Below are 17,633 nucleotides of genomic sequence, written 5' to 3'. Positions count from 1 at the left end.
AGGGAAGAAGCATAGGTCTTATGCGAATTGGCGATGTCAAAGAGACGGTGGTGATGGCGCTGGGCACGCTGCGGGCGAATAAGCTGCGCAGCGGGTTGACGATCCTGGGCATCGTCATTGGTGTGATGACGGTGATTGTGATCTCGTCGGTGGTGAATGGGCTGAATAGCCGCGTGTCGGACCTGGTGGAGTCGCTGGGATCGAATGTGCTGTTTGTATTTCGGTTTCCCGTGTTCGGGCAACGGCCTACGACGGAGATGCTGACGCGCAAGCAGCTGACCTATGACGATGCGATGGCGATGCGGGACCTGCCGCATGTGGTGGCGGTGTCGCCGGCGTTGCAGTATACGGACAACACTGCGCCCGGGCGGGCGGGCAATACGGCGATTCGCGGCAATGGGAAGACGATGCAGGGGACGATCCTCGAGGGCGATACGCCTTCCACGCAGGATGTCTATGAGCTGGACATGCTCGAAGGCCGCTTTTTCAACGATGAGGACCAGGCGCGCGCGGCGAAGGTGACGGTGCTGGGTTACGACACGGCTGCTCAACTGTTTCCCGGCCAGAGCGCGGTCGGCAAAGAGGTCCAGGTAGCGGGAATGGTCTTCACCGTGGTCGGCGTACTCAATAAGCAGAAGCAGGCGTTTGGCGGCGGCAAGAACCCGCAGGACAACCACGCCTACTTTCCCATCTCGACCTTCCACTACATCCACCCGGAGCAGTTGGACTATTGGATCTCGCTCAAATACGACAACGCGAAGAACCGCTCGCTGGTGCAGGATGAGCTGACCGAGCTGTTGCGGAGGCGCAGGAAGGTCCGCAACGAGCAGCCTGACAACTTCGCCATCTTCGGCACCGATTCGCTGACGCGGCTTTGGAACAACATCACCAGCGGATTGTTTTTGCTGCTGGTGGCGCTGTCGAGCGTTGCGCTGCTGGTGGGCGGTGTGGGTGTGATGAATATCATGCTGGTGAGCGTGACGGAACGAACGCGCGAGATTGGTGTGCGCAAGGCCATTGGTGCGTCCCGGCAGACGATCCTGACGCAGTTCACGCTGGAGGCGATTACGCTGTGCGCAGTCGGCGGGGTTATCGGTCTTCTGGCAGGCAGTGCAATCGCAATCGGCGTGAGCTATGTCTTCCCGGCTGCGTTGTCTTCTATCTGGATGGCCGTGGCGTTTTTGAGCTCGTGCAGCATTGGATTGATCTTCGGAATCTACCCGGCGTGGAAGGCCGCGAACCTGAACCCGATTGATGCGCTTCGGTATGAGTAGCGGCCCGGCGGGAAAGGCTTAACACCGATCTGCACCGACAGGCACCGATTTAGAGACGACAAGGGCACCTTTCAAGATAAGACATCCGATCCTGACTAGTAGACTAGCGAGATGGCCGTTGTAATCGAGGCAATCACAGCCCTGCTGACGCTCAGCGGTCTGGCATACCTGCTGCTTGCGTTGTGGGGGGCGCGGGATTTTTCGCACACCTGGCGGCGGCAATTGCGCGGCGAGGATTTCGCACCGGATGTCAGTATTCTGAAGCCGGTCAAGGGTGTGGACCCGAGCATGTACGCGGGCCTTGTGAGCCATTGCAAACAGGATTACGCGGGCCGTTTCGAGATCATCTTCGGCGTTGGCAGCATGGATGATCCCGCTGTTGCTGAGATCGAGCGACTTCGTATGGAGTTTTCGGAGTGTGCTATCCGGCTGGTTGAATGTCCGGAGCGGTTGGGGACTTCGGGCAAGGTGAGCAATCTGATTCAGATGCTTCGCGAAGCCAGCTACGACTACGTTCTTATCAATGACAGCGACATTCGCGTTTCGTCGCGGTATCTCTCGCGCGTGATGAGCGGCTTTGCAGACGCGAGTGTCGGCATGGTGACTGCACCTTACATCGGACGCACCGGTGAAGGGCGGAGCGCAACAGTATGGTCACGGCTGGAAGCGCTGGGAATCGCAACGGATTTCTTTCCGGGAGTGTTAACAGCGCGGAAGCTTGAGCGCGGGATTCGATTCGGGCTTGGGTCTACGCTGGCTATGCGGAAGGTTGCTTTGATTAAAGCTGGCGGGCTGGAGCCGCTGGTCGAGATCCTGGCCGATGACTACGAGATGGGTGCGCGGATATGGAAGGCAGGTTATCGCATTGAGCTTTCCGATGAGGTGGTTGAGACGACCGTGCCCCCATATAGTTTTCGCGGCTTCGTTGAGCATCAGCTTCGTTGGGCGCGGACCGTGCGCGACTCGCGCAAGCTGGGATATGTGGGATTGTGCATTACGTATGCCGTGCCATGGGCGATAACGACCTGCATTGCCAGCGGCTTTGCGTTGTGGAGCTTTACGCTGCTGAGTCTGGTGTTGCTGGCGCGCGTTGCTGTGGCTCTGTCGGTTGGCGTGGGTATCCTACGCGACGGCCAGGTGCTGCGCGACTTCTGGCTGTTGATCGTGCGCGATTTTTTCGGGCTCTTTTTCTGGGCGTGGAGCTACGCCAACGACACAATCGTCTGGCGTGGCGAGCGGTTTCGGCTGCACGATGGCCGGCTGATTCGCGTCGATTAGTCAGGCTTAGCGGCGGCGATAGCGGATGGCGAATTCGTAGCCAGCATTGGGCGGGAAGAGTTGCGCTATGAGGCGGAGACGCTCGGCAAGCGGCTGCGGAGCCAGTAGCGGGTACTCACGCTCGCGCAGCTCGGAGTAGTCGAAGTCCAGGGCGAGCGAGAGCAGGTAGATGGCGATTGCGTCGGAGAATGCGGCTTCGAGATAGCTCGACTTGGCCTTCTCGTCGATGGTGGTCTTTCCGGCGGAGTTGCGGCTGATGGCCTGGCCGCGTGCCTCCCATGCATCGACGCTGGTCTCGCCGCGCACGTCTGAGAGCACCTGGTTCCAGACAGCGGTGTTGAAGTCTTCGGGGACGCCGGCGGCATCGACGAAGGCATGGCCCACGTTGATGAAAAACTCAAAGGCAAGGGCGAAGCGGTCGCCGAGCAGGCGCGTGGAGATGAAGACACCGTCGGATGTGCCGAGCGCAACGTTGCGATGGCAGATGGCCTGGTCGGCCAGGTCCGGCGTGCTGGCTGGTGCGACGAGCGTGGACTCGCCGCCGTGGCCTTCGCTGAGCGCAAGCGGGACGAAGTAGTAGGACTTGCCGAAGAGCGCAGCGGCAACGGCTGCGGGCACGGCCTGGACCATGCGATCGAGGTCCGTGTCTTCGACGCCGGTGTCGCCAAAGATGGCGTAGCTGATGCTGTTAGGAGCCCTGCGGAGCGCGGCTTCGCGGGCCACGTGCTCGGCCTGAAGCAGACCTGCCAATCCGGTTTGAACGTTTTCTGCCATAAAGCAGTATTCTACTGGTATGACGCAGGAAGCACAGGGTGGGAGTTCTGCAACCCCGCATACGTTTGCAGAAGGATATCTGTTTGGCGCGCCAATTCACGGGCTGGGCTGGTTTGCCAGCCTGCTGATGAGTCTCGCGGCTGGTTTCGCGGCGTTCTTCGCATCGACATTTCTTGCGATCTTCGCGCTGCTCTTCTACAACTCGTTTGCACGCCATGCGATTGACTTCAACGTGACCTACCGGGATGTTGGGTTGCCGGTGGGACTGGTGGTCATGGCGTTCGCCTTTATTTATATGGGCAGGCTTTGGGTGAAGGACCTGACGCGAAAGAAGTCGTAACGCCACTCAGTACGGGCTGGGATGGTTACTGAGAATCTCTTTGCCGCCGCTTTGTGCAATCAGATACGTCTCACCCGGCAGATTCGGAAGCGGATCGCTCAAGTCCTGCCAGAGGAAGACGCGGCGGACACCGGCCCATTCGAGTGCAATGGATGAGTTGTCTTCAAAGATATGCGGCGCGTCCGGAAAGAAGCTGCCATACCAGAGATTCGAGCTGCGGCCGTTAAGGATATGGATGTCGTTGCGCTGGAGATAGAAACCGAGCGTGCTGCCCGCTTCATATTCACCATGGATGACGATGAGGTCGTCAGGGTGGAGCTGCGGCGCGATGGCTTCGGCCAGATGGTATGAGCTCAGCACGGGGGCGAAGGTCTGCAGACCCATGTGGGCGGCGACTAGAAATCCTATGGCGGCTGCTGTAAGCCAGAGGTTGGCGGCGTGGGGTTTGTAGTTGCGGCGAAGGAGCCAGTTGGTGAGTGCTCCGCCGAAGAGCACGATGGCTGTGAGGATGAGTGGGCGCTCGAAGGCGCCCATGGCACGTGTGTCGAGATCGAGGAAGTGTCCGAAGCTGAGCGCATAGTCGCCGGGGTTTTGTTTGAGCAGAGAGGCGAGATCGATGTTCGGTCCGATGGGCTGTCCGTGCAGGGCGAAGAATCCAGCGGCGAGTGAGGCGATTGCACCGAGCACGAGCAGCACGATTGAGATGCGCTGGCCACTGCGAACGAGCAGGTTTGGAACCGCGAAGGATTCGGCTTCATCGGCTTCGTCGGTGAGCCATCCGGCGATAAGCAGAGCGAGCGGTGGAAGCGAGGGAAGGACGTAGTACTCCTGCCGTGTCGAGAAACTGAAGAAGATCATCGGCACGGCTGCCCAGATTCCCAGCAACAGACGTGTGCTCTCGGCTTCGGTAAGGGTGCGGACGGAGACGCGCGGGCGCAGGGCTTTGCGTAATGGCACGCGGCTGAGCGCTTTGAAGATGAAGGCGCTCCACGGCATCAGCCATATCAGCATGAGGCCCCAGAAGAGCGCGAGCGGCACGGTGTCGTAGTCGCGCGGCACACGCAGATTGAGGTAGCGAAGCACTTGTTCGTTAACGAAGTAGAACCAAAGCCAGCCGTGAACGTTGCCGTCAGTGGGCAGTGGGACGGTCCAGTGTCCATGCATGAAGGCGAGGTGGCCGGGGTGACCCTGTGTGGGGTTCGCAAGTGCGATGAGGATGTGCCACGGCGCTGCGATTGCGAAAAAAATGATTGCACTGGAGACAGGATGAAGCTGGCGGATTCGCTGGAGGATCGTGCGGAGATTTCGGCGTGTGCAGGCGAGATGGAGCAAGACAATCAGGACAGGAAAGACAATGCCGATCAGCCCCTTGGTCAGCACGTTCAAAGCGCAGGCGGCAGCGAAGACCCATGAGAGCAGGTGAGAAGGCCTGGGTTGTCGCTCGCTCAACCAATAGGCATAGAGCGCGAGGGTGAGCCAGACGCAGACAAGGATGTCGGGGATGTTGATGCGGCTGAAGATGAAGATGCCGAAGCTGGTGAGCAGAATGAGTGCGGCATAGAGTCCCGCGCGTGTGGTCTGGAAGGCGCGGCGTGCGAAGGACTCAAGTGCAAGAGCAAGCGCAAGGACTGCAAGAGCAAGTGGCAGGCGTGCGGCGGCGGTATGCGGGCCGAATATCTTGAAGCTGATGGCCATCAGCCAATAGTGCAAGGGGGCTTTTTCGAGATAACGGATGCCGTTGGCGTAGAGTGTTGTCCAATCATGACGCACGAGCATCTCGCGGGCGACTTCGGCGTGAACTGAGTCAGCGTCATCGAGCAAAGGCGGAGTGAGCAGGGTAAAGCTCGCGTAGAGGAAGAACCAGACAGCGATCAGGATGGCGCGGTTCCGGGAGACTCCAGGTCTGGTAAAGAGTTCGGTTGTGTCCATGTTCGCGGGCCGCGGTATCTGGCGATATTACTTGAGTAGATTGGCCACTTCAACGATGCGGTGATTGAGGGCAACAAAGCTATGATGGGTTGAGAACGGAGAGATCGAGTTGATTGAACTGTCCCGAGAGACGGCAGGACCTCCAGCGGAGTTGATCTTTGGCGATTGGTATCCGGCGCTGCGATCGAAGGAGTTGCGTGCGGGTAAGATGTCGCGCGCGCTGCTGCTGGGCGTGCCGCTGGTGCTGGGGCGTAAGAAGGATGGCCGCATCTTTGCCATGCGCGATCTCTGCCCGCATCGCGGGATTCCACTCTCGGCGGGATGGTTCGACGGTGAGACGGTGCAGTGCAAGTACCATGGTTGGCGGTTTGAACCGTGCTCCGGCCAATGCAAAGAGATTCCTTCGCTGACCAATCACGATGTGCTGGAGCCGGGAAAAATATTTGCAGGTGCGTATCCGTGCGAAGAGCGCGACGGCTATGCGTGGGTATATGTGCCGGAGCCAGGTACGGGCCGCATTGGCGATAAATTGCCTCCCGTGCCAGAGCTGCCGAAGTTTTCCGAGAGATACCGCTCGGCGCATCTGGTGGCTGACCTTCCCTGTAACGTGGACCACGGGATTATCGGATTGATGGATCCGGCACATGGGCCATTTGTGCATCAGGCGTGGTGGTGGCGCAGCAAGGCGAGCATTCACGAGAAGACGAAGCAATTTGAGCCGATTCCGCAGGGGTTTCGGATGTCGCCTCATGCGCCGTCGTCGAACAGCGCGCCTTACAAGCTTCTGGGCAAGCCTGTGACTACCATCGACTTTGTGCTGCCGAACCGGAGGTATGAGACGATCCGCGCGGGAAATCGATGGTTCACCAGCCTGACTACCGTGACGCCGGTGACGGCCTCGACGTGCAGGATCGATGTGCTTGCGGCATGGAACATCGCCTACTGGGTCCCATTTGTAACTTCAATTGCTACATTTTTTGGAGCGCGTTTTGTGCGGCAGGACCAGCAGACGATGATCGAGCAGGCGGAGGGACTGCGGTTCAATCCTGCGCTGATGCTGATTGACGACGCCGACCAGCCGGCGAAGTGGTACTTTTCGCTGAAGCAGGCGCGGCTGAAGGGGACGGGCGAGCACCCGTTGAGTGGGCCCGTCACGCTTCACTGGCGAAGTTAGTTAGTTGGCGGAGGGATGACTGATCTGGTCGATGACGACCGTTTCGATGACGCCTGCGGCTGGCTGGAGTTTGAGGCCCAGCTGTTCCTTGAGGACGGTGAAGAGCGATGGGTAGGAGGAATCGGGAGTCTCTTCGGTCGCCCATTCGATACGGAAGTCGAAGGTTCCTTTGAGATCAGTATGGTCCTCGATGGGGCGGCCAGCTTGACGATGAAGAGCAGCGGCAATGTCAGCCATGGATGCCTTCGAAACCGTCATGACGGCGCTTGAACCGTTGGAGTTGACACTCATGCCCGGTTTCGAGGCGGGCGTGCTTAGCTTGAGGGCTGGCCCGGTTTTTCCCGGCTTGTCGAGTTCGAGCCAATAAACGGGTCCCTCCCTCTGATCACGATGAAATTTGAACTGGAAGCGGTCTTCGAGCAACGCGAGAATAAGCTGCTGGAATTGTTGTGGAGTAGTGATTTCGGCATGGTCAGCGGTGATGGCATTGATGTCGAACATTTCGTTATCGATCCAACCGGGCGCACCGGACATGCGATTGTCGTCGGTATCGAGGGCGATGCGGATGAGGGTACGGACGGTTGTTGCAGTAGCGACGAAACGACCGCCGGGAAGGACGCGGCGGTCGGAGGGTTCGTCGCCGGCAAATTTGTGCGGGTGGATAGAGACGACTTCAAATCGGAGGGGAGACTGGGTGGCAGAGGGCGGTACGTTTGCAGATTGAGCTTGCGGGCTGGCTACTGATTGCGATTGAGCAGAGAGACGCATCGAGGCGATGCCGAGTGAAAGCAGGAGGACCAGGATAGCGGTTGTATGACAAGGCTTCATCGTCGACATCGTCATCACCATGCTTACGGAGAGTTGCATGTAAAAGTTCCGGCTGGGCAAGAGGCGGCGATTCGAATGGATAGCGAGAAACAAAATGGGTATCGTCGCCTCCCAAAGCTGCGACACCACGGGGCGCCTTCAAAATGCCGAGACACCTTCTTCGATGACGAGCTGGTCGACGGCGATGTTCATAGCCTGACCAAGTTTTTTGAAACCCTCTTTCCATTCGGCGGACCAGTAGTTGGTATCGCTGCGGCGTAGCAGGTCGTTCCAGATGTTTTGCGCCTGCCAGATGTTGACTTCAAAGGGCAGTGTGCGGATGGAGTTGGCGAGGTCGAGTGCTGCGGCGAGCGCTCCATTGGCTGCAGGGTCTCCTGCAACTGCGGCTTCCAGGCGAACCATGGCGCGCTTCATCCGCTGGCCAGTGGTGAAGCCGAGGAGCTGAGTGTCGATCTCAATCTGGTCCGAGTCCGCATGCTGAAGCAGCGAGGCGACCTCACTGGGATCGAAGTTGTCGGCCTCGATGGCGTGGCGCAGGCTTGAATTAATGGCGAAGGTAGCCGCTGTGGCCAGCGCTGGTGGCGCCGCCATGCCGCTTTCGGTGAGAAAACGCAACAGGCCGGCATGGTCTTCGTAGATCTTGCGCAGCGAGTCCTCCATCTCAGAGACGGTACGGTTGAGAATGATGTTGAGAATGCGATGCTGCTCATCGGCGAAGAGCGAAGTGAGTGAGTACGCGCTCTCACCGAAGTCGCGATCGATCAGGCGGATGACCTCGGGCAAGTTGGCATGGCGCATGGCCTGGCCCACCACGGTTGAGAAGGCGGTGAATTTCTCAACCTCAGCGGGATCGTTTGCAGCATAACGCTTCACGGCGGCAGAGAGATTCTGATCGCCAAGATGGAGCACGGCGAAACAAATCTCCTCCGTCTCTTCTGTAATGCGCGAAGCGATGGCGGCACGGCCCAGAGCAATGCGTCCTCTTCCCGAGCTAAACACCTCGTAGCCCTCGCGATGCACGTCAAAGCAGAACAGTTCACCATCTTCGGGATAGGGACGGAAGATGGAGCTGATCGCATAATGTGCGCCAACTTGTTCCAGGCCGATCCTCATGCTGGTGACGTAGCGGCGATAGACTTCAGCGCCGTCGCTTATCTCTGGAATGTTGCTCCTGGCTTTAGCGAGAATATCGAGGAATGAAACTTCAAGAGCCGCGCCGGGTTCGCCGAAGAGCCGCGCTGCGAGCTGGAGAACACGCCCTGCATAAGCGATAATCTGCACCGTCTCGATGCCGGAGATCTCGTCGAAGAACCAGCCGCAACTGGTGTACATAAGCTGCGTGTGGCGTTGCAGCTCAAGCAATTCGAAGACGGTGACGCGCTCGTTCGGCGTAAGCCCATGCGTGGCGTGTTCGTCGAGAAATTTTTCAATTGTGTTGGCTGAACGGTCCAGAATCACATGGACATACGCGTCACGTGCAGCCCAGAGATCTTTGAGGAGCGGTTTGGCCAATTCTTCACAAAGTGGAGCCGTCGCGTCACGAAGGTGGTCGAGCGCTTCGCGAAGAGGAGCGCGCCACTTCTGGTTCCATCCGGCACGACCACCGTTGCATCCGCAGTTGGAGCGCCAGCGTTCAACTCCGTGTGGGCAGCTCCATGAGGAGTTGTCGATCACTTCAGCTTCGAATTGTGGAGGGAAGCGTTCGAGGAACTCGGCATAGTTCGTAAGCCGAGCGTGATGGTTCTCCTCGATCCAGTGCATGGCATAGGAGAGCGCCATCTCGCCGTGCTTGTGGTGGTGACCGTAGCTCTCTCCATCGGTGGCGATATGGATAAGTTGTGCGGATGCGGGCTGGCCTGGAGGTGTCTCGTTATAACTACCGATGAGGCGCTCGCCGAACTCGCGCCCGCTATTGAGCAGTCCCTCAAAGGCGACGGCGCGTGAGACAGGTCCGTTGTAGAAGAAGACGGCGATGGAACGGCCCTCGTTGAGCCGCACAAGGTATGGGTGAGTGGCATCAACGGTTGCATTGGGCGTTTCTGTCCAATTTGGAACGGAAGCGTTTTTAGTTGCAATCGGGCGGGTGCGGGCGCACTGAGCAGGAGCGAGGATGGTGAATTTTATGCCTTCCTGGGCAAGCACATCGAGCACTTCGCGATTGACGGCCGTTTCCGACAGCCACATGCCTTCGGGCTTGCGGCCAAAGCGCGACTCGAAGTCGATAATGCCCCAGCGGACCTGTGTGCGGGTGTCGCGTGCGTTGGCCAGCGGAAGAATCATGTGGTTGTAGACCTGGGCGAGCGCCGATCCATGTCCACTGTAGTGCTGCGCGCTGGCCTTATCGGCGTCGATCACCATGCGGTAGGTGCGCGGCGCATAGTCCTTGAGCCAGCTCAACAAGGTGGGGCCGAAGTTGTAGCTCATCCGCGCATAGTTGTTCATGATGCGGATGATCTCGTCTTCCTTGTTGGTGATGCGTGATGCGCCATTGGGCGCGTAACACTCCGCGGTGATGCGGTCGTTCCAGTCGTGATACGGCGCAGCGGAGTCCTGCACCTCAATCGTCTCCAGCCAGGGGTTTTCACGCGGAGGCTGGTAGAAGTGTCCATGCACGCAGACGAAGCGCGTCTGCTCTTCGGCAGCCGGCTGCGAGGGAGCGGCGGTATCTTCAGCAAGAGTGGGGCTAACCATTAGTCCTCAAAATAACAGTTGCAGATTCAAGGCGACAGTTGAGGCAATGGTAATCCGAGCGTCTATAGGAACAGTATCGTGTTCCGTTTCATCACGGGACGAAAACATAACACATGATGCATGATTCATTGGATTCAATTCGGCTGCGGCAGTTTGCCTTGTGCGAGGTCGCAGGCGCGCCATAGATACCAACTGGCGACTGAACGCCAGGCACCCCAACGCTTCGCGCGTTTGTGCATCACCTCAGGCTTGGGCAGAAGATCGGGTGTGACTTTCTGGGTTGGCTTCAGGCCTTCGAACGTCAGTGCAAAGCCTTTGCGTACACCATAATCCGAAACGGGAAAAACATCCGGACGTCCGAGGCGGAAGATTAGGAGCATCTCAACAGTCCATCGCCCGATGCCGCGGACTTGTGTCAGATGCTCGATGATGTCTTCGTCAGACATGCGGCGGATACGCTCAAGCGTCGGCACTGTGCCATCGAGTGTCTTTGCGGCGAGATCACGCAGCGCAAGCATCTTGTTTTTAGAAAGACCTGCGGCGCGAAGTTGTTCGTTGGGACAGTCAAGCAGGTGCTGCGCGGAAGGGTGATTTCCAATGCCGCAGATATCGTGGAAGCTCTCCAGCATTCTGCGATGAATGGTTGCGGCGGCTTTGCCATGCAATTGCTGATAAACGATGCTCTCGACCAATGCTTCAAAGGGGGATTGCGTACTGGAAACCCGCAGGGTGAAAGGCCCGGCGCGTTCAATGAGGCGGCCGAGTTTCGTGTCAGCAGAAGAAAGTTCGCTGCAGGCGAGCGTGAAGTCGTAGCGTGGCGGGCGTGGGCTATTCGAGGGACGCGGCATAGGTTGACCTTATCGCAGCCGTGTGTTTGATGTCTTTCAAATGGAAAAGAAACTCGGACTGGAATGGTTCGGATTTACAAACGCGATACCTTTCGTGCAGGGTAGATATTGTATGCATTTGTGGCGCACGCGCGATGATGCACGAGATGTAGTGCAGCGGGATTCGCCACAGTTCGATAATCGGTTGTAGTGGATGAAAAATCAGCTCTGTCCTCATGTGAGGTCTTTCGCAAAGACTTTTTCCACTGCTATACTCGGGCTTCCGAGTGAAGAAGTTAATCGGACGCGCTCTAAATGCGCGCCCCAGATGCCGACTCGCTCACCACGATCGGCCCAGAGTTTTGTAGCGAAGAAATCTTGAAGGCAACTTCCATACCTTTAAAGAGGAATGCCGAGGGAGCAGGAACCAACTCATGGCGCAAGTTTTTGACCGCAGTTCGAACGCGCTGGCTAGATTCAGTCTGGTTTTGACAGGAGTCATTGTCGTCGCGCTCGGAATTACGCTGAACGAGCTGCAGCGCTCACCATGGGTGACGCGGCAGGGACAGAGACCGGACCAGCCGATTCCGTTCAGCCACAAGCACCACGTCGAAGGACTCGGGCTCCAGTGTCAGTACTGTCACACCTCGGTCGAGGACTCAAGCTATGCAGGTATTCCTCCGACGAAGACTTGCATGAACTGCCATGCGCAGATCTGGACGAATGCCCAATTGTTGGAGCCTGTGCGGCAGAGCTGGGCAACGGGTGCTTCGATTCAGTGGATTCGCGTGCATGATCTTCCCGACTACGTCTACTTCAATCACGAGATTCACGTGAATAAGGGCATCGGCTGCGCTAGCTGTCACGGTCGCGTAGACGAGATGCCATTGATGTATGAAGAGAACACGCTGCAGATGGAGTGGTGTCTTAACTGCCATCGCAATCCGGCCAGCAATCTGCGGCCAACCTCTGAGATTTACAACATGGCGTGGGCCGGGCCCTCGACCGATCATCCGGTGTGGTGTACCAGCCTCGACCAAAGTGGGCCGACCTCACAGAACGTAAGCTGCACGACAGCAGATCCGACGGCCGGTGGACCCGAGGTGGCGCAGATGCAGTATCCAGAGCCGAGCGGCCAGGGTAAAACACAGTCGGGCTTCCCGATGTCGCCACATCCCGTGGAGGGTGGCGAAGGACAGTTGATGGCCAGTCCGCTACCGCTGCTCAAGATGCCTGCTAGCTATCAGAAGTTCACCAGCCAGATGGAGCTGGGCAAGTATCTGACTGCGGAATATCACATTCGTACGCCGGAACAACTTTCAAGCTGCGAGACGTGCCACCGATGAAGACCTCCGGCAACACAACGACTGGAACAGACGAGACGATGGCTGAGACAAAGACAGGGACGGGCGCCGAACCCGTCGTGATAACGGAGATTGCGCCGGCTAAACTGACGCTCGCCGAGGTGCGTGCCAAGCTCGACGGCAAGACCGGGCGGCGGTTCTGGAAGAACCTCGACGAGCTGGCCGAGACACCGGCGTTTCACGAGATGATGCGCGAGGAGTTTCCGCGGCAGTCGACCGAGTGGGTCGACGCCGTGAGCCGACGCGGCTTCCTGAAGGTGATGGGCGCTTCGATGGCGCTGGCTGGCCTGGCTGGTTGCACCAAGCAGCCCGACGAGCCGATCTACCCGTATGTGAAGCAGCCCGAGGACTTGGTTCTGGGTAAGCCGATGTACTTTGCTTCGGCGCATCCGTTCCCGACGGGCGCGATTCCGGTGCTGATCAAGTCGGATGCCTTCCGGCCCATCAAGGTGGATGGCAATCCTGAGCACCCGGTTTCGAAGGGCAGGTCGGATGCCTTCACCCAAGGAACGCTGCTTGATCTTTACGATCCGGACCGTTCGCAGCACATCCTCTATCGCGGCGAGGGCGCGATGTGGGGAGATTTCCAGCACGCGTTTGCGTCTGCCGCTCAGAAGTTACCGGGGGGGCAGGGGCTCTACTTCCTAAGCGAAGAAATCACTTCACCGACGTTGGCTGGGCAGTGGAAGCAAGTGCAGGCAGCCTTTCCGCAGGCGAAGCTGGTGCAGTGGGAACCGGTGAACCGCGATGCATCGCGCGCGGCAACTAAGGCAGCTTTCGGTGATTATCTCGATCCTCAGTACAAGCTTGAGGATGCCGATGTAATTCTTTCACTTGATGCCGACTTCCTCGGAGGCATTGCACAGCCAGGCTTCCTGCCGATGGCTGCGGCTTACGCCGAGCGGCACCGTTACGAAGAAGACAAGGAGATGAACCGGCTCTACGTCGTTGAAACAATGCCGACGGTGACTGGTTTCAAGGCGGAACACAGACTGGCGCTCAAACCGAGCGATTTGGCGGCCTTCGCGCAAGCGCTTGCCAGCGGTGCGGCCCCGCAAAACGCGACGCCAGATCAGCAGAAGTTCTTCAATGCAGTGCTTGCTGACCTCAAGAAAGCCGGCGGTCGCTGTGTGGTGATTCCTGGCGAGCAGTCGGTTCCTGAGATTCACGCTGCGGCATTTGCACTGAACGCTTCGCTGGGCGCAGTGGGCAAGACGGTCGTTTACACCGAGACAGTGAATCCATTGCCGAGTGAGCAGGTTGCTGATCTGAAGGCCTTGGTCGCCGACATGAACGCGGGCAAGGTTCAGTGGCTGGTCGTGCTGGGCGTCAATCCGGTTTATTCAGCGCCGTCCGATCTGCACTTTGCCGATGCGTACAAGAACATTCCCGTAACGGTGCATCTGGGCTCTCATGTCGACGAGACCGGCTCGGTTTCCACTTGGCACCTTAACAAGACGCACTATCTGGAAAGCTGGTCGGACGCGCGTGCTTACGATGGCACAATCTCGATCATCCAGCCGATGATTGCCCCACTTTATGGCGGCAAGAGCGCACACGATATCTTCCAGTCTTTGCTGGCCGATCAACAGGCCTCGGCGTTCAACGTCGTACAAGCCAATGCAAAGATCTACATTAAAGGTGACTTCGCAACCGCATGGCGCAAGGCGCTGCACGACGGCTGGGTTGCAGATACGGCCTTTACGCCGAAGACGGTCGGTGCGCCGAAGAGCGTAGCTTCCACACTACCTACCGCAGGCGGTCTCGAGATCTCGTTCCGCCCTGATCCATCGCTCTATGATGGGCGCTATGCCAACGTCGGCTGGCTGCAGGAGCTTCCCAAGCAGGTAACGAATCTGAGCTGGGACAATGCTGCGATCATGAGCATGGGGACGATGGCGCAGTTGGGTGTTGAGGAGTCTGATCCGATTCGCGTCGATTACGACGGCCGGTGGTTTATCGCTCCGGTGCTGATGGCTCCTGGTCATCCCGACGGCGTGATCACGGTGCATCTCGGCTTCGGTCGCGGACCAGAGGCGGGTCGTGTAGGGGCAGGTGTCGGATTCGATTCCTATCAAATTCGTACAGCAGATGGCCCGTATTGGATCTCGGGAGCAGTCGCCAAAAAAGCTCCCGGTACATACGACCTCTGCGTCACGAAGGTGCACAACATCGAGCACCGTGGCGGCTTTGCGCAGTGGGATCTCAACAAAAAAGAGTATGACGTCGACGGGACCTACTCGCTGGCCGGTCATGAGGCGATGGAGCGTGGCATCATTCGCTACGCCACGGTCGCTGAGGCGAAGCAGCAGCCCGACTTTGCGCACGAAGGCAGTGTGAGCGGAACGTCGACCTGGAAGGTTGGTTACGCACCCGAAGGCGAGCGCACCGAGCACGATCTCTCATTCTTTCCTGACAACTGGCGCTATGACAAGAAAGACCCGGCAACGCTTCAGGTGCAGAATGCCTGGGGTTTGGCTGTTGATCTCAATAGCTGCATCGGATGCAACGCTTGCATCGTGAGCTGCTATGCAGAGAACAACATCGCTGTGGTGGGCCGCGAGCAGGTCAAGGTCGGGCGCAACATGCAGTGGCTGCGCATCGACACCTACTTCGAGGGCGACTTGCACGCGCCGAAGGCGCACTTCCAGCCGATGATGTGCCAACACTGCGAGAACGCAGGCTGCGAGCAGGTCTGCCCGGTCGGGGCAACGATCCACACTCCGGAAGGCCTGAACACGATGGTCTACAACCGTTGCGTGGGGACGCGCTACTGCTCGAACAACTGCCCGTACAAGGTGCGCCGGTTCAACTTCCTGCTCTACTCGGACTACGAGACTGAGAGCCTGAAGTTCATGCGCAACCCTGATGTCACGGTGCGCTCGCGCGGCGTGATGGAGAAATGCAGCTACTGCGTGCAGCGCATCGAAGCGGCCAAGATTCAGGCTGATATCGAGAACCGTCCGATCCGCGATGGCGAGATCATTACGGCTTGCCAGCAGGCCTGCCCGACTGACGCTATTGTGTTCGGCAACATCAACGACAAGACAAGCAAGGTGGCGAAGAGGAAGGCCCAGGAGCGCGACTACCAGGTGCTGACCGACCTGAACTACCGTCCCCGCACCACCTATACGGCCGGTGTCATCAACCCGAATCCGGAGCTGGCATAATGTCGACCAAAGGACCCATTCACGACCCCGTCGTCGATCCGATGATCGACCCGCGCACTGGCGAGTACGCGGTCATCGCGCCGGGCCACAACTTCAAGTCGGTGACGCAGAAGATTGCGGGCATCGTGCTGACATCGAATACGCCGCTCGGTTGGTTCTTCGGGCTCATCGTCGGCGGCTTCGTTGCTACCGGCGTCGTCATCGCGCTGACATGGCTGTTCCTCAAAGGCGTCGGCATCTGGGGCGTCACCATTCCGGGCGCCTGGGGCTTTGCCATCATCAACTTCGTCTGGTGGATCGGTATCGGCCATGCCGGTACGTTGATTTCGGCGATTCTTCTGCTTTTCAAGCAACCATGGCGTAACTCGATCAACCGCTTCGCCGAAGCGATGACGATCTTTGCTGTCTGCTGCGCCGGTATCTTTCCGCTGATTCACGTAGGCCGGCCGTGGTTGGCGTACTGGCTGTTTCCTTACCCGAACACGATGAATGTCTGGCCGCAGTTCCGGTCGCCACTGGCGTGGGACGTCTTTGCGGTATCGACCTACGCGACGATCTCGGTGGTCTTCTGGTACGTCGGCATGGTGCCTGACCTGGGTACGCTCCGTGACCGCGCGACGATGCCGCTGGCCAAGTACTTCTATGGCATGATGGCCATGGGCTGGCGCGGTTCGACGCGGCACTGGATCCGCTATGAGTCGGCCTCGCTCCTCCTGGCCGGCCTCTCAACACCCTTGGTGCTCTCGGTCCACACGGTTATCAGCTTCGACTTCGCCGTGGCCGCCTTGGCGGGGTGGCACACGACGATCTTCCCGCCCTACTTTGTTGCGGGCGCCATCTACTCTGGTTTCGCAATGGTCATCACATTGGCCATTCCGATCCGCAAGTTCTATCACCTCGAAGATCTGGTGACACTGCGCCATCTCGACTGCATGGCGAAGGTCATGCTCGGCACGGGCTGCATCGTAGGCTATGGCTACGGCATGGAAATCTTCATGTCGTGGTACTCGGCCAGCCACTGGGAGTTCTTCATGATGTGGAACCGTATGTTCGGGCCGATGGGCTGGGCGTATTGGATTCTTATCCTGACGAACATTGCGATCCCGTTGACGACGCTGTGGTCACGCAAGCTGCGCATCAACGTGCTCTACCTGTTTGTCCTCTCGTTCATTATCAACACAGGCATGTGGTTTGAGCGGTTCGTTATCGTCGTCACGAGTCTTTACCGCGAGTATCTGCCCTCGAGCTGGGGCACCTACCGTGCCACTAAGTGGGACTATCTCACGTATGTGGGCACGCTCGGCCTGTTCACGTTCCTGTTCTTCCTGTTCGTCCGTTTCCTCCCGATGATTCCGATGTCGGAGATCCGGATGATGCTGCCGCAAACGAAGACCTCGCCCGGCGGGCCAATCGCCGAGGTGACCAGTGAGGAGACAGTCTAATGCCGCCGCGTGAAGGAATATACGGCCTGCTGGCCGAGTTTAATACTCCGGGTGAGTTGGTTGAGGCGACCGAGGCGGCCTACCAGGCTGGTTATCGCCGCATGGAGTGCTATACGCCTTATCCGGTCGAAGAGGCAGCCAGCGCACTGCGCTTTCACAAAACCCGGGTGCCGCTTGTGTGCCTGGTTGGCGGCCTTATGGGTTTGACGACGGCCTTTTCGATGGAAACGTGGATCAACGTCTGGGCGTATCCTCTCAACATTGGCGGTCGTCCGCTGTTTTCGTGGCCAGCGTTCATCATTCCTGCTTACGAGTGGACGATTCTCTTTTCAGGCCTCGCTGCAGCGTTTGGCATGTTCGCTCTGTGTGGTCTGCCGCAGCTTTATCACCCGGTCTTCAATGCACAGAACTTCCGGGTTGGTGCCACTACAGATAAGTTCTTCCTTTGCCTGGAAGCTGCTGATCCTCAGTTTTCGCCCACCGGCACGCGGGCATTTCTTGAACAGTTCACCGCGGTCTCTGTGGTGGAGGTGGACCATTAA

General features: G+C 58.5%; 13 protein-coding genes. 8 read left to right on the top strand and 5 right to left on the bottom strand.

Features of this window, described 5'->3' with window-relative positions; genetic code table 11:
- Positions 1-20: 20 nt before the first annotated feature.
- Entirely contained in the window at positions 21-1,274 is a 1,254-nt protein-coding gene (locus tag IEX36_RS11490; RefSeq protein ID WP_188759425.1) for an ABC transporter permease, read from the top strand.
- A gap of 111 nt (positions 1,275-1,385) precedes the next feature.
- Positions 1,386-2,552 (top strand): bacteriohopanetetrol glucosamine biosynthesis glycosyltransferase HpnI, encoded by a 1,167-nt coding sequence (gene hpnI, locus IEX36_RS11485; RefSeq protein ID WP_188759424.1) that lies wholly within the window; start codon positions 1,386-1,388, stop codon positions 2,550-2,552.
- 6 nt (positions 2,553-2,558) lie between these two features.
- Here hpnI and IEX36_RS11480 read toward each other — a convergent pair whose 3' ends face one another.
- Positions 2,559-3,326 (bottom strand): hypothetical protein, encoded by a 768-nt coding sequence (locus IEX36_RS11480; RefSeq protein ID WP_188759423.1) that lies wholly within the window; start codon positions 3,324-3,326, stop codon positions 2,559-2,561.
- A 19-nt stretch (positions 3,327-3,345) separates the two neighbouring features.
- Between IEX36_RS11480 and IEX36_RS11475 the strand changes: the two genes are divergently transcribed.
- Complete coding sequence (locus IEX36_RS11475; RefSeq protein WP_188759422.1) at positions 3,346-3,666, top strand: hypothetical protein; 321 nt, start codon at positions 3,346-3,348, stop codon at positions 3,664-3,666.
- Between the two features lie 6 nt (positions 3,667-3,672).
- Here IEX36_RS11475 and IEX36_RS11470 read toward each other — a convergent pair whose 3' ends face one another.
- On the bottom strand, positions 3,673-5,595 hold the full coding sequence (locus tag IEX36_RS11470; protein ID WP_188759421.1) for a glycosyltransferase family 39 protein: 1,923 nt from the start codon (positions 5,593-5,595) through the stop codon (positions 3,673-3,675).
- A 109-nt stretch (positions 5,596-5,704) separates the two neighbouring features.
- Between IEX36_RS11470 and IEX36_RS11465 the strand changes: the two genes are divergently transcribed.
- Positions 5,705-6,769: a Rieske 2Fe-2S domain-containing protein gene (locus tag IEX36_RS11465; RefSeq protein WP_229668907.1), complete on the top strand. Its 1,065-nt coding sequence runs from the start codon at positions 5,705-5,707 to the stop codon at positions 6,767-6,769.
- Here IEX36_RS11465 and IEX36_RS11460 read toward each other — a convergent pair whose 3' ends face one another.
- The 3 genes from IEX36_RS11460 to IEX36_RS11450 all read right to left on the bottom strand — a co-directional run bounded on the left by IEX36_RS11460 (position 6,770) and on the right by IEX36_RS11450 (position 11,136).
- Positions 6,770-7,636 carry a TIGR03435 family protein gene (locus IEX36_RS11460; RefSeq protein ID WP_229668906.1) on the bottom strand — a complete coding sequence of 289 codons (867 nt, stop codon included), beginning with the start codon at positions 7,634-7,636 and terminating at the stop codon, positions 6,770-6,772. It lies immediately after the preceding gene.
- Positions 7,637-7,735: 99 nt separating this feature from the next.
- Positions 7,736-10,288, bottom strand: a complete 2,553-nt coding sequence (locus IEX36_RS11455; protein WP_188759420.1) for a DUF3536 domain-containing protein — start codon at positions 10,286-10,288, stop codon at positions 7,736-7,738.
- A gap of 134 nt (positions 10,289-10,422) precedes the next feature.
- A complete protein-coding gene (locus tag IEX36_RS11450) occupies positions 10,423-11,136 on the bottom strand; it encodes a DNA-3-methyladenine glycosylase family protein (protein ID WP_188759419.1) in 714 nt (237 codons plus the stop codon).
- A gap of 413 nt (positions 11,137-11,549) precedes the next feature.
- Here IEX36_RS11450 and IEX36_RS11445 point away from each other — a divergent pair, with 413 nt between their 5' ends.
- Genes IEX36_RS11445 through IEX36_RS11430 form a run of 4 tightly spaced genes read left to right on the top strand, consistent with a single transcriptional unit; the run spans position 11,550 to position 17,633 of the window.
- On the top strand, positions 11,550-12,461 hold the full coding sequence (locus IEX36_RS11445; RefSeq protein WP_188759418.1) for a cytochrome c3 family protein: 912 nt from the start codon (positions 11,550-11,552) through the stop codon (positions 12,459-12,461).
- Complete coding sequence (locus tag IEX36_RS11440) at positions 12,458-15,649, top strand: TAT-variant-translocated molybdopterin oxidoreductase (RefSeq protein ID WP_188759979.1); 3,192 nt, start codon at positions 12,458-12,460, stop codon at positions 15,647-15,649. Before IEX36_RS11445 ends, IEX36_RS11440 begins: the two co-directional genes overlap by 4 nt.
- The gene (gene nrfD / locus IEX36_RS11435) at positions 15,649-17,091 is read left to right on the top strand and encodes an NrfD/PsrC family molybdoenzyme membrane anchor subunit (RefSeq protein WP_188759417.1); all 1,443 of its coding nucleotides are present in this window, start codon (positions 15,649-15,651) and stop codon (positions 17,089-17,091) included. Before IEX36_RS11440 ends, nrfD begins: the two co-directional genes overlap by 1 nt.
- Entirely contained in the window at positions 17,091-17,633 is a 543-nt protein-coding gene (locus tag IEX36_RS11430; protein WP_188759416.1) for a DUF3341 domain-containing protein, read from the top strand. The genes nrfD and IEX36_RS11430 overlap by 1 nt, the downstream gene beginning before the upstream one ends.

The sequence above is a fragment of the Edaphobacter acidisoli genome, assembly GCF_014642855.1.
GTDB lineage: Bacteria > Acidobacteriota > Terriglobia > Terriglobales > Acidobacteriaceae > Edaphobacter > Edaphobacter acidisoli.
This window is presented reverse-complemented; position numbering and strand designations above follow the sequence as displayed.

Bases quoted from the DNA above. Each gene is read 5' to 3' on its own strand.
- IEX36_RS11490 (WP_188759425.1), top strand. From the start codon at position 21: ATGCGAATTGGCGATGTCAAAGAGACGGTGGTGATGGCGCTGGGCACG.
- hpnI (WP_188759424.1), top strand. From the start codon at position 1,386: ATGGCCGTTGTAATCGAGGCAATCACAGCCCTGCTGACGCTCAGCGGT.
- IEX36_RS11480 (WP_188759423.1), bottom strand. From the start codon at position 3,326: ATGGCAGAAAACGTTCAAACCGGATTGGCAGGTCTGCTTCAGGCCGAG.
- IEX36_RS11475 (WP_188759422.1), top strand. From the start codon at position 3,346: ATGACGCAGGAAGCACAGGGTGGGAGTTCTGCAACCCCGCATACGTTT.
- IEX36_RS11470 (WP_188759421.1), bottom strand. From the start codon at position 5,595: ATGGACACAACCGAACTCTTTACCAGACCTGGAGTCTCCCGGAACCGC.
- IEX36_RS11460 (WP_229668906.1), bottom strand. From the start codon at position 7,636: ATGCAACTCTCCGTAAGCATGGTGATGACGATGTCGACGATGAAGCCT.
- IEX36_RS11455 (WP_188759420.1), bottom strand. From the start codon at position 10,288: ATGGTTAGCCCCACTCTTGCTGAAGATACCGCCGCTCCCTCGCAGCCG.
- IEX36_RS11450 (WP_188759419.1), bottom strand. From the start codon at position 11,136: ATGCCGCGTCCCTCGAATAGCCCACGCCCGCCACGCTACGACTTCACG.
- IEX36_RS11445 (WP_188759418.1), top strand. From the start codon at position 11,550: ATGGCGCAAGTTTTTGACCGCAGTTCGAACGCGCTGGCTAGATTCAGT.
- IEX36_RS11440 (WP_188759979.1), top strand. From the start codon at position 12,458: ATGAAGACCTCCGGCAACACAACGACTGGAACAGACGAGACGATGGCT.
- nrfD (WP_188759417.1), top strand. From the start codon at position 15,649: ATGTCGACCAAAGGACCCATTCACGACCCCGTCGTCGATCCGATGATC.
- IEX36_RS11430 (WP_188759416.1), top strand. From the start codon at position 17,091: ATGCCGCCGCGTGAAGGAATATACGGCCTGCTGGCCGAGTTTAATACT.